General features: G+C 64.1%; 9 protein-coding genes. 4 read left to right on the top strand and 5 right to left on the bottom strand.

All coding sequences use genetic code 11. The features are described from left to right. Position 1: 1 nt before the first annotated feature. Positions 2–658 carry an NAD(P)H-dependent oxidoreductase gene (locus G3446_RS09810; protein ID WP_209262334.1) on the bottom strand — a complete coding sequence of 219 codons (657 nt, stop codon included), beginning with the start codon at positions 656–658 and terminating at the stop codon, positions 2–4. A 208-nt stretch (positions 659–866) separates the two neighbouring features. Next, a complete protein-coding gene (locus G3446_RS09805; RefSeq protein ID WP_164452652.1) occupies positions 867–3,302 on the bottom strand; it encodes a penicillin acylase family protein in 2,436 nt (811 codons plus the stop codon). Positions 3,303–3,596: 294 nt separating this feature from the next. Between G3446_RS09805 and G3446_RS09800 the strand changes: the two genes are divergently transcribed. The 4 genes from G3446_RS09800 (at position 3,597) to G3446_RS09785 (ending at position 9,798) form a co-directional block, all read left to right on the top strand. Further along, positions 3,597–4,562: a type II secretion system F family protein gene (locus tag G3446_RS09800; RefSeq protein ID WP_164452651.1), complete on the top strand. Its 966-nt coding sequence runs from the start codon at positions 3,597–3,599 to the stop codon at positions 4,560–4,562. A 256-nt stretch (positions 4,563–4,818) separates the two neighbouring features. Beyond that, entirely contained in the window at positions 4,819–6,162 is a 1,344-nt protein-coding gene (gene rsxC / locus G3446_RS09795; protein WP_164452650.1) for an electron transport complex subunit RsxC, read from the top strand. Between the two features lie 338 nt (positions 6,163–6,500). Beyond that, positions 6,501–7,631 (top strand): AAA family ATPase, encoded by a 1,131-nt coding sequence (locus tag G3446_RS09790; RefSeq protein WP_342450082.1) that lies wholly within the window; start codon positions 6,501–6,503, stop codon positions 7,629–7,631. Between the two features lie 13 nt (positions 7,632–7,644). Further along, the gene (locus G3446_RS09785; RefSeq protein ID WP_164452648.1) at positions 7,645–9,798 is read left to right on the top strand and encodes a replication protein; all 2,154 of its coding nucleotides are present in this window, start codon (positions 7,645–7,647) and stop codon (positions 9,796–9,798) included. Between the two features lie 279 nt (positions 9,799–10,077). Here the strand turns inward: G3446_RS09785 and G3446_RS09780 are convergent, their stop codons facing one another. Genes G3446_RS09780 through rsxE form a run of 3 tightly spaced genes read right to left on the bottom strand, consistent with a single transcriptional unit; the run spans position 10,078 to position 11,504 of the window. Further along, positions 10,078–10,275 (bottom strand): hypothetical protein, encoded by a 198-nt coding sequence (locus G3446_RS09780; RefSeq protein ID WP_164452647.1) that lies wholly within the window; start codon positions 10,273–10,275, stop codon positions 10,078–10,080. 3 nt (positions 10,276–10,278) lie between these two features. Next, a complete protein-coding gene (locus tag G3446_RS09775) occupies positions 10,279–10,857 on the bottom strand; it encodes an RnfABCDGE type electron transport complex subunit A (protein WP_164452646.1) in 579 nt (192 codons plus the stop codon). Then, positions 10,854–11,504, bottom strand: coding sequence for an electron transport complex subunit RsxE (gene rsxE / locus G3446_RS09770; protein ID WP_164452645.1), 651 nt, complete (start codon positions 11,502–11,504; stop codon positions 10,854–10,856). Before rsxE ends, G3446_RS09775 begins: the two co-directional genes overlap by 4 nt.

The following is an 11,504-nucleotide window of genomic DNA, read 5'->3' as shown; positions in this document are numbered from 1 at the left end:
GCTACTCCTTGCGGATCAGGTTGGCCAGCTCGCCGTTGAGCTTGGGGAGCTTCTGGGCACGGCTGATGTCGAGGCGGTCGTCGCGCAACGCCTTGAGGAGATCGCTCCATTCCTGGATGTGCCTGTCGAGCCGGCCCTCCTCCAGTGCGGTGCGGGCGCTGAAGAGCGCGAACGGCGGCAGGTAGACCATGCCACAGAGATGAGCGGTCTGCTCGAGCGGGTTGAGCAGCTCGCGGATGCTGAAGTGGTGAAAGCCCTCGGCGCGGTAGGCCAGCTCGGGTCCGCCCGCCGTCAGGGCACTGAAGAAGAGCTTGCCGTGCAGCGCGGTCCCCTCGGTGCCATAGGCGAAGCCATGCTCCAGCACCAGATCTTGCCACTCCTTGAGGATGGCCGGCGTCGAGTACCAGTAGAGGGGGTGCAGAAAGATGATGACCTCGTGCTCGAGCAGCCGCGCCTGCTCGCGATCGACATCGATGCCATAGTCCGGGTACTCGCCGTAGAGGTCCAGCAGGGTGACGCCTGGGGTCCGCCCCGCGGCTTCGGCGAGGTGGCGGTTGACCTCGGAGCGGTCTGGCGAGGGGTGGGCATAGAGCACGAGAATGGGGCGTATCCAGTCGTGCTGGCGTGGGGTGTCGGTTCTCTGGGGCTCGAGTGACAAGGTCTTTCTCCAAGACCGGCTAACGCCGGATCAGGGCGCATGGCTGGGGAAAACCCTGGCGCGGAAGGCGCTGACGCTTGGGCAGTGGGAAACGACCCTTCCATGGGGTGCGTCCAAACCGCAATAGATTGTGGCGATTCGGCTCGAAAAACAGGGTCCAGATAGGCTCTGACAGGGCTCGTCGGCCAGCTCCCGATCCCGGATGCTCTCAGTGCCTGCTCGCCGGGGTCAATCGGCGCCGGTGCAGGGTGGGGCCGGGGAGCAAGGGGACGGGGTCGCCCGCCACCCAGGCCTCGTAGTCTCCGCGCCGCATCGAGGTGAAGGGATGCGGGCTCGGTCCGCCAGGCAGCTGCAAGATGCCCTCCGACTCCGCGCCTGGTGCGACGACCAGCCGCTGCGAGGCACCGAAGGTGGGCGTCGCAACGCGCGGCACATAGGCATCGCCGGGAACCTCGCGCGGCGGCAGATCGATGTAGCGCCCGAGCCAGCGCGGCAGCGCCTGGGACAACGGGTGGCCGATCGCCGTGGTGTTGCGCTCGCCCCAGGTGCGAGCCGCCCACTGGCCGGGCTCGCCCCAGGCGGCCAAGGTGCGCTGGAGGCAGGCGCGCTCGAGCCCCGCCCAGCTTTCGTATCCAGGCGGCACCCAGGGCGGTCTGGCCTCGAGGATCGCCCAGACGGCGACCTCTGTGCGGGGCAGCTGGGTGATGGCGAGCGGGTCGGAGAGCCCTGGAACTGCGGCCCCGAGTGCGCTCAATAGGGTGAGCCTGACCTCGGCGCGCCAGTCGTGCACCAGGCGGTAGGCGACGGAGTGGGTGGCGGCCTCGCCTGTCCAGTCCGCGAGCAGGCCTTGGAGTCTGTCACGCTCGGGGATGCGCGGCTCGGTCTCGATGAGCGCCCGCAGCCGCGCGTACCACAAGGCCATGAGCTGGGAGCTGGTATCGAGCTGGATCGCGAATAGGGTCTGCTCGTCATGCCTGTCCTGCGCGTTGAGCAGATCGCGAATGCGGCGTGCACGGACCCCGAGTGCATAGCCGCCGTCGCCGATCAAGCCCTGCTCGGCGAGATCGACGACGCGCGCATTGGCCGTCCACAGCCGTGTCTCTCGGCCGGGGGCGATCCTTGGGACGGCGTCGGCGTCGAGCCAGCCGTGCCAGCCAGCTTCGCCATTCGCCCAGCTGCGGTGTCTGGGTCCGTTCAAGCCGATGCGGCGTGGGATGCGCCCCATGAGGGTCCAGCCGATCGCGCCGTCGGTGTCGGCGACGATCAGATTCTGGGCGGGGACGCCAATCTGCGGCGCGAGGTCCAGTGCCTGCCCGACATCGGTTGCCTCGGCCAGATCCGTTAGACGCAGGTTCAAGGCCTCCGGATCCTGGGCGACCCAACGCAGGGCGATCGGCCGGCCTCTGTGGTCGTGGCCCACGACGGGGCCCCAGATGGACTCCGTGATCGCGAAGGGGACGGAAGGGTTTCCGGCGACCGCGATGGTTGCTTGCCTGTGTATCAGCCGTTTCCAGCCGTTTGGGGTGCGGTAGCGCTCCGGATCGCTCGGGTCGAGCTCCAGCACCAGGTGATCCAGCCAGTCGCCATAGCTGTTGGTGAGGCCCCAGGCGATGTGGCCGTTGCTCCCGACGACCAGCGCCGGTGCCCCTGGAAGCGAGACGCCGACGGCGTCCAGCGGCCGCTCGCCGCCGCGAATCATGCGGATGGGGTACCAGGTGGTCGGCACGCGCAGCCCGAGATGCATGTCGTTGGCCAGGATCGCCCTGCCATCGGACGTCAGGCCGCCGGCGACCGCGAAGGCGTTGCTGCCGACCTGGGCCGCGTCGTCCTGAGCTGGGCCGCTCTGAATGGCGGCCTGCGTTTGGTCTTGGCTGGCCTGACGCACGGGTCCGCGCGCGGAGATGTGCGCCAGCGGCCAATCACCGGCCTCGCCTTCGACCGGCGCCTCCCAAGGGCCTGGCGAGGCCGTGAGCAGTGCGAAGACCTCGGGCGTCAGACTGCGAGACGCCGTGTCGAGAACGCGCTCGCGCATGTTGCGCTCGTCCTGGAGGTCGCGAAACATCGCCAGCCCGACGGCATAGGTGTCGACAGGGCGCCATGGCTCTGGCCTCTGGCGCAGGAGGATGTATTCCCAGGGTCTTGCGCGGAGGCTCGCGAGCCCCGCATTCACGCCCGTTGAGTAGGCGCTCAGGATGCGCCGCTCGAGGGCTGTTGTCTGCTCCAAAGCGGCCCGGGCCGTCCCCGCCAGTTGGTGTCGGAGCGCGCCCTCATCGACCGGCACGCCGCTCGGGCCGATGAGCGCAGCCAGGTTGCCCATCCCGACACGCCTGAGCAGGTCCATCTGAAAGAAACGATCCTGCCCGTGCGCATAGCCGATTCCATAGGCGATGTCGGTCTTGGATCCGCCTCTCACCGTCACCCGGCCCTCCGCGTCGCGCTCCAGGACGGTCTCGGCAATGAGACCTTCGACAGCCTCCTCTCCGTCGAGCGGGGGCAGGCTGGCGCCGATCCAGAGTAGAAGGCCGGCGAGGGTCAAGCTGGCGAGCAGTGCGACGCCAAGCAGGGCGCGCAGGGCGTTGCGACGCCATGAGCGGCGAGTCCGGGCTGCCGCTGTGGCCGACTCTGGATCTCTGCTGTCTCGCATGGGCGGCTTCTATCCAACGTGGCGGTAGGGTTATCTTGCGCCCTTGAGGGGGAATTCGCAGGCCGCGACGCCCGAAACGCGACGACTCGACGACCGCGGCCAAGCACTCATCCTAGATTCGGCAATTTGAACCGCAAAGGCGCGAAGGACAGGAAGAAAAACAGAGGCTTGCATCGCTGCGTCGCTTCACCCTCTGAGTGAGCATCGCTTCGCAGGCAAGGTGTTGAAATCCTTTGCGCTCTCTGTGCCCTTTGCGGTTCAACTGCTCTTCTTAGGCTTATGGCTCGGGACGCAATGGACCATCGTACAAAGGCAGACCTCATGGCGCAGCTCGCGTCCCTGGACCATGCCGGCATGCCGCCGGAGCAGGCCTTTCGCACCCTTGCCGAAGGCGCGTCACCCAGCCAGCGCAAGCCGCTGGCGACGGCCGCTGCCCTGGCCGGCCGTGGCCGCAGCCTGGGCGTCATCGGTCGGCAAACCGGCCTCTTCGATCGGGTCGATACCGAGATCCTTCAGGCGGCCTCGGTCGCCGGTAGGATGGAGCAGGCCTATCGGCGTCTCGCCGAGCGCCATGACAAGGCGGATCTCAGGCGCCGCAAGGTCCGCGGAAAGCTGATGCTGCCGGCGTTCGTCTTGATCGTGGCGGCCTTCGTGCGCCCGGTTCAGGGCTTGATTCTGGGCGAGCTTGGTCCTTTCGACTACCTGGGAGCCGTGCTCGCCCCGCTTCTGGTGGTCGCCATGGTGATCTTCTTGGCCCCGCGTCTGTTGGGGGTGGCCAAGTCGGCCGGGGGGAGGCGCTCGTTGGATGCGCTTGCGCTGCGCCTTCCCCTGCTCGGTCGTCTGGAGATCCTTCGCAATCGCTCGCGCTATCTCGACGCGCTGGCCCTGCTGATCGAGTCCGGCGTGCCGGCGCTGAAGGCGCTTAGCATCGCGGCGGGAACCGTCCCGAGCCAGAAGGCGCGTGTCGCGCTGGACGGTCTGCGTCTGGCTGTGGAGTCGGGACATCCCCTGCACCGCGCATTCGCGGACTGTCCGTTGATCGACGCCCGCTCGACCCGGCTGCTCGCTGCGGGCGAGGCCTCCGGCTCGCTCGGCGACATGCTGACCCGCATCGCGGCCATGACAAGGACTGACCTCGAGGGACTCGAGGATGCCCTGGCGACCTGGGTGCCGAGGATCGCCTATCTGGGCGTCGCCGCCTGGATCCTGAGTGGGGTCAGTCCGACGGCCTTTGCGCCCAGTGTGCCTGGCGATCTCTAAGCCGGGCGCGGCCGCTGTGCCGACGCCGAGCCGCGTCATCAGCTCGCGCGCGAGCGACTGCGCCCATTCAAGCCCCCGCGCGCTGGGGCTGCGCGGTCATTTCGATGCGCCTTGACACTGGCTTGGCCCCTGCCTAGCCTGCCGATTCGAGGCTGCCTTGGCCGTCGTCTGGCGGGTGCAGGGACAGTTGGATTTTCCATCCCTCATCCGTGCTCGATACCGCCGCACGGTCAGGACTTGCTGTGGTGACTCGCGAATGAACGGTCTCAGCGCGCTTTTCAAACAGAGCTTCGCCCATGGTGTGCATCCGGCCGAGAACAAGGAGCGCACCGAGGGGCTGCCGATCCAGCGCATGCCCTTCGTCGACCGCTATGTGATCCCCCTGCATCAGAATCTCGGCGTGCCGGCCAAGGCGATCGTCACCGAGGGACAGCGGGTGCAGCGCGGGGAGCGCATCGCCGAGCCCGGAGGCTTCGTCTCCACGGCCTTGCACAGCCCAGTGACCGGCTGGGTGCGGAGCATGGGTCCGCATCGCTTCGTCGACGGGCGCTTCGCGCAGGCCATCGAGATTGCCGCCGACCCCTATGCGACCCAGCGTCTGGCGCCCAAGCCGCCGATCGACTGGGCGGCTCTATCGATGGAGGCATTCATCGGCGAGGTCCAGCAGGCGGGCATCGTCGGTCTTGGCGGCGCCGCCTTTCCTGCCCACGTCAAGCTGTCCATGCCAGACGGGCAGCGCATTCGGCACCTGCTGATCAATGGGGCTGAATGCGAGCCCTTTCTGACCAACGATCATCGCCTCATGCTGGAGCGGCCGGAGACCCTGATCCGGGGCATCGAGCTGATGCGCCGGAAGCTGGGTGCGGACGATGCGACCATCGGTGTCGAGCTGAACAAGGCGGACGCCATCGAGGTCCTGCGCCAGCACTTGAGCGACGATCTGCCGATCCGGGTCGTCCCCCTGCAGGTCAAGTATCCCCAGGGCGCCGAGAAGATGCTCATCAAGGCCATCTACGACAGGGAGGTGCCCTCGGGACTCCTGCCGCGGGACCTGGAGATCCTGGTCAACAACGTCGGCACCGTCGTGGCGATCGCCGACTACTTCGAGCTGGGACAGCCGCTCATCGAGCGCCTGGTGACCGTCTCGGGTCCCGGCGTCGCCTATCCGGCCAATCTCATCGTGCCGCTCGGCACACCTGTGCGCGAGGTGCTGCGCTTCTGCGGCGGTCTCAAGGAGGAGACGCGCGAGGTGCTCATGGGCGGTCCCATGATGGGTGCGCCCATCGCCAGCCTGGATGCCCCCATGCTTAAGGGCAGCTCCGGGCTGCTGGCCTTCACCGCAGAGGAGACGGCCCGCCCCAAGGAGTATCCCTGCATCCGCTGCGGCCGCTGTGTCGAGGCCTGCCCCTACTTCCTGAATCCGTCGCGCCTGGCCCGCCTCGCCAAGGCCCGGCTCTACGAGGAGATGAAGGCCTATCAGGTGATGGAGTGCGTGGAGTGCGGCTCCTGTACCTTCTCATGCCCCTCGGGGATTCCCATCGTTCAGCTTATCCGCAGCGCGAAGGGCGACATTCGGCACGGCAAGATCAAGGCGCATTGAGGCCATCGGCTGCGGTTGCTGGTCCAGTCGCTGAGGCTCAGCCAGGCATTGATTCGCGGCCTGAGAGTAGGGCGTTGGACGAGGACATGAAGTCCATCCTTGCCTGATGGTCTTGCGTCTCCGGCGATCGCGATGCCGGGCGCAATTCGGCTCGGATGCGCTACTGGTCATCGAAGTCGCGGTGCTGTTTTCTGGATGAGGTCCCCAAGGTCTCTTCCTCGCTTGCCTTCGGAGCTCGGCTCCCCGGGGTTTCTCACGTGGCGCGCGAGCCAACTTGACAATAATTATTTTGTTAAATATTTTGGCAAAATATTCATTGCCAGTGTGCTCTTGCAGTCATGTCCACATTTCCTCGTCCCAACCTCGAAAACGCTTTCTGGAGAGATCTGAAGTCCGGCAGCCATTTGCTGATCCCTGGGCCACGGCGTATCGGTAAGACCACGCTGCTCAAGCAGGCGCTGGCTGAGCCTGTGGTCGGCTTCTTCCCAGTCTATGTCTTTGTCGAGTCGGTCGACTCTGTCGATGAGCTGTACCGAAAGCTCTTATCTGCGCTCTTGGATCAGGAGTTCGTGAGTCGACTCAGTCGGGCCTCCCAACGCTTCTCAGGCTGGGTCAAGCAGATTCGAATCGAGGAGATCGGCTCCAAAGTCCGTTTTGGCGCCTCCGGGCCGGTGGATCACTTCGGCGAGTTTGTCCAGTTCTGCCGAAGTCTGGAACTTGATGGACGTATCGTCTTGATGGTCGACGAGCTTCCGCAAGCAGTGGAAAACACGCTGGGAGAAAGATCTGAACAGGAGCGGCGCGAAGCGATACGCATGCTCCAGACCCTCCGCGACTGCCGGCATGATCCCGCTCTCACGGAGCGCGTCCAGTTCGTCTTTGCCGGCTCCATCGGACTGGAGAATGTCGCGGCTTCTCTCGGCGCAAGCAAGCACATCAATGATCTCAAGAGCCTGCGCATCCCTCCGCTCACTCCAAGCGAGGCACGTGCTTTCTTGGGCCAGGAGTTAACGCGGCTTGGCCTTGAGGATCTGCCTCAAGAGGCTCAGGAGCATTTGCTCGGGCGTGTCGGCTGGGACTGGTTGATACCCATCTTTATCAGACGCCTCGCGGAGGAGCTGTCACCCGCTTCTGTCACTCCCGATGCAGTCGAGCAGGCCTTCACTGCACTGCTAACTCACCAAAATCTATTCGAGCACTGGTATAGCCGCTTACGAATGACTCTGGACTCCAGAGAGCTTCAGTTCGTCAAGGCCGTGCTCGGCTACGCGGCAGACCCGCGGAACAACGGTATCCACAGTCGTTCCTTGAGCAACCTCGCCGTGGAGCATGGCGTCTTGGAGCGCCAGGTCGACCTTGTCGGCATCCTCAAGCACGACGGCTACCTCAACAACCAGGAGGATCCCGCATGCTACCGCTTCAACTCTCCGGTGATTCGCGAATGGTGGTGGCGCAACGTCGCCAATTAGGGGTGGAGAAGCGATGGGGGAGACACTGAGTGGAATCTACAATCCGCAGGCGATACCGGAGTCGGAGTTCCTCGCGCGCTATTCGGTCCGTTTGGAGCTAACCGACAAGCTCCTGCGCATGATCCTTGGCAGTGGACCGGAAGACGAGCCAGCGCACGCGATCATTCAGGGGCAAAGGGGGCAGGGCAAGACCAGCCTACTGCGCCGCATCCAGATCTCGCTCCGGGACAATCAGGAGACGCGCGATTGGCTGGTCCCGCTGCTCTTCAAAGAAGAGCTTTACGGTGTCACCAGCCTTTGCCGGCTGTGGGAGGAAGCGGCCAGCCACCTGAGCGACAGACCGGGATTCGAAGGACTACCAGATGCCATGGAGGCAGCATGGGAAACACCACATTACGAGAAGGACTGCCACCTCATTCTGGATCAAGCCCTGGCGAGCCAAGGCCTGCGACTGGTATTGCTCATCGATAATGTCGGCGACCTGTTCGGCAAGCTGAAGCGCCAAGAGCAACAGCGTCTGCGAGAGATTCTGCATACCACCAAACGCATCCAGATCATCGGGGCATCCACCCTGATGCTGGAGCAGCACTATGATCACGGTGCCCCCTTCTACCAGTTTTTTCGGGAATTCAATCTCAATGGGCTTTCCTCTGACGAGACCCTAACCCTATTGAGACACCTGGGCACACCGGAGCAGCAGGCGCGACTAGAAGAGATCATTGCACAGGCTCCAGGTCGCATCGAGACGCTGCGACGCCTCATCGCCGGTGTTCCGCGGACGCTGGTATTGCTCTTTGAGATCTTGCTCGACCGAGACGGAAGCGCGTTCCGCGACCTGGAGCAGTTGCTCGACCGAGTAACGCCGCTCTACAAGCACCGAATGGACGATCTGCCCCCGCAGCAGCAGGCCATTGTGGATGCGGTTGCTCTTGGGTGGGATGCCCTTTCCACCGGGGAAATCGCCCGCGCGACTCGCCTTCCCAGTAAACAGGTTGCTGCACAGCTCAAGCAGTTAGAGCGCGCCAACGTCATTCACCGCGAGCCTACTAGCACCAAAAACAATCTCTATCGGCTCGCGGAGCGCTTCTTCAACATCTGGTACCTGATGCGGCATGGTCGGCGCGGCGACCGGCGCCGAGCGCTTTGGCTGGTGCGGTTTCTGGAGATCTGGTGCACGCCGGAAGATTTACGGGAACGTGCGTTCGGCCACCTCGGCATGCTTGTCGACGGTTGCCTCACTCCCGAGCAGGCCTGGCTCATGACCGAGGCTTTGCGCGGTGCCGGCTTGGACCTAGCTACAGAAGATCGGCTGGCAAAGGCCACTCGGGACTACCTACCGGAAGGCCAACGAGATCAAGTCGTGGCATCCGTCACTGAGTTGGTCGAGCAAATCGAGAAAGATGTCCCCGCGGATTTTGGCCCGTTCTTCGACAGAGAACGAATGGCGAAAATGAGCAATTCCGATGCACTCGACTACGTTACGCGAGGGGTGGCAATTCTTGGTGGGCTCTTGTCGCTGCAAGAAGAGGGGGCCACCGATCAGATTCTCGATCACATTTCGTGCGAGGAGCTTGGCGCAGCCTCGGCTCGCCTGAGCCTGTTCGATAATGGTGCGCCACCCGAGGGGCTCGATCGTTATCCTGCGCTTGTCGAGCTGTGGCGGCGCATGAGGCTACAAGCGACAAGACTGCGCGACTTTGTAGAAGATATGCGTCTGATCAAAACAAAAGCGCCAGGGAGGGACTTGGGGCTTTTGCTAGCTATAGTGCAAGTCTATACAGAGGCGTTTCCCAACGCCTTCAAGACCCTTGAAGCCGTACTCCCAAGCCTAGATCTCGACCGAGAGACACCCAACGTCGCGCTTCTTCTAGTCCTCTTGCTTGCGGCCGAGCAAACCTCCTACGTCCGGCGGTTGTTCGAAGACGAAGCTTTCGGCAAGTACCGATTCAAAGATCGATTCAAACCGCATTACTTCGCGCTTCTCTCGGAACTGGGCGAATCCAGAGCTGACGACCTCAAGCGGATGGGGCCTGAGCTTGCTCAGACCGTCGAGGAGATACGTGCAAAGATCCTCGAGGAGCGCGAGTCCCTCGACGGACATCGAGAGCTGGATCAATCACACGGTCTTGGGAGCTCCCCTGAAGGAGCACAGAATAGCTCGAGTTAGCGCGCATCCAGAACGCCTGTTTCCGATCTCCTGACACGGCTCGATATAGCCCGATAGCCTCCCGTCCGAGAATTGTCCCGATCAGTCGTCCGACTGTGATGTCGGCCAAATCTTCCCGGGCGGCGCCAATCGTCTTGTGTCGGCACTGCGACATAAGCTTCGATGGGCGTATTCAGTGCAGAAAGTCGGTTGGTAGGCAAGGAGCGCGCCATCCGAGGCGGGCAACCTTTCGGCGGATTGAGCAGCTCGGGAATCTGACGAGGATACCCAAACGTTGGGTCAGAGAGCGCCGAGATTTCCTGACGCGATCTTACTCGCGCCGTCATCTGACGTTTGGCAATGCCGCGCACCTCCGCAGCCGCATCCGGATTCGATATGTCTGCCGTCCGGGTCGGCGCGCTTGAGCCAGCGTTGGAAGACGACCCAGGTGCCGCAGAGTGCGGCGAGTCCGAGGATGGCGATGAGGTGCGTCAGCATGGCTCAGGCCGCGCTGAAGAGTCCGGCGAAGCCCATGAAGGCCATGGAGAGGATGCCGGCGATGATGAGGTTGATGGCGGTGCCGCGCAGCAGGCGCGGCACGGGTGCGAGCTCGGCCTCCTCGCGCAGCCCGGCCATGAGCACCAGGGCCAGGGTGAAGCCCAGGCCCGCGCCCAGGGCGTAGATCATGCCTTCCGCCAGCCCGTAGCCCTTGTTGGTCGCGAAGATGGCCAGACCCAGGATGGCGCAGTTGGTGGTGATGAGCGGCAGGAAGATGCCGAGCGCGCGGAAGAGCCCTGGGCTGACGCGCTTGATGACCATCTCGATGAACTGCACCGTGCTGGCGATGACGACGATGAAGCTGATGAGGCGCAGATAGGGCGCGTAGATGAGCACATAGGTGTTCAGCAGCCAGGCGCAGAAGGCCGTGATCAGCATGACGAAGAGGGTCGCCAGCCCCAGCCGGAAGGCGGTGTCCAGGCGCCCCGAGACCCCGAGGAAGGGACAGAGGCCGAGGAAGTAGGCCAGCACGAAGTTGTTGACCAGCAGGGCGCTGATGAAGATCCAGACCAGCTCGTTCACGACCCCTCGACCTCCATCTCGGCGAGGCGCTCGGCCAGCTTTTGGCGGCGCTCGGCCAGCCAGCTGAAGAAGAGCAGCAGCAGGCCGAGGGTCAGAAAGCCGCCGGGTGGCAGGATCATGATGACCCAGGGCTCGAAGTTGGGGCCGAAGAGGTCGACGCCGAAGAGGGCGCCCTCGCCGAGGATCTCGCGCACGCTGCCGAGCGCGACCAGGGCGAAGAGGAAGCCGGTCGCCATCCCCAGGGCATCCATGAGCGCCAGCCGCGCCGGCTGACGCGAGGCGAAGGCCTCCTGGCGGCCGAGGATCAGACAGTTCGCCACGATCAGCGGAATGAAGGCGCCCAGCTCCTTGTGAATGGCCGGGACCAGCGCCTGCAGGCTGTAGTCGGTCACGGTCACGAAGGTCGCGATGATGATGATGAAGCTCGAGATGCGGACCTGCCGCGGGATCCAGCGCTTGAGCAAGGCGACCAGCAGGCTGGACGCCACAAGCACGAAGAAGGTGGCGAGCCCCATGGCCATGCCGTTCACGGCCGAGTTGGTGACGGCCAGCATGGGGCACATGCCAAGCACCTGGGCGAAGACCGGGTTTTCGCGCCAGAGGCCTTTGAAGAATTCTTGGTAGGCGTCGGGTTGCGTCTTGGGCAT

The organism is Thiorhodococcus minor (genome assembly GCF_010820565.1).
Lineage (GTDB): Bacteria > Pseudomonadota > Gammaproteobacteria > Chromatiales > Chromatiaceae > Thiorhodococcus > Thiorhodococcus minor.
Note: the sequence above shows the minus strand (reverse complement) of the source record. Positions and strands in the feature narration are given on the sequence as shown.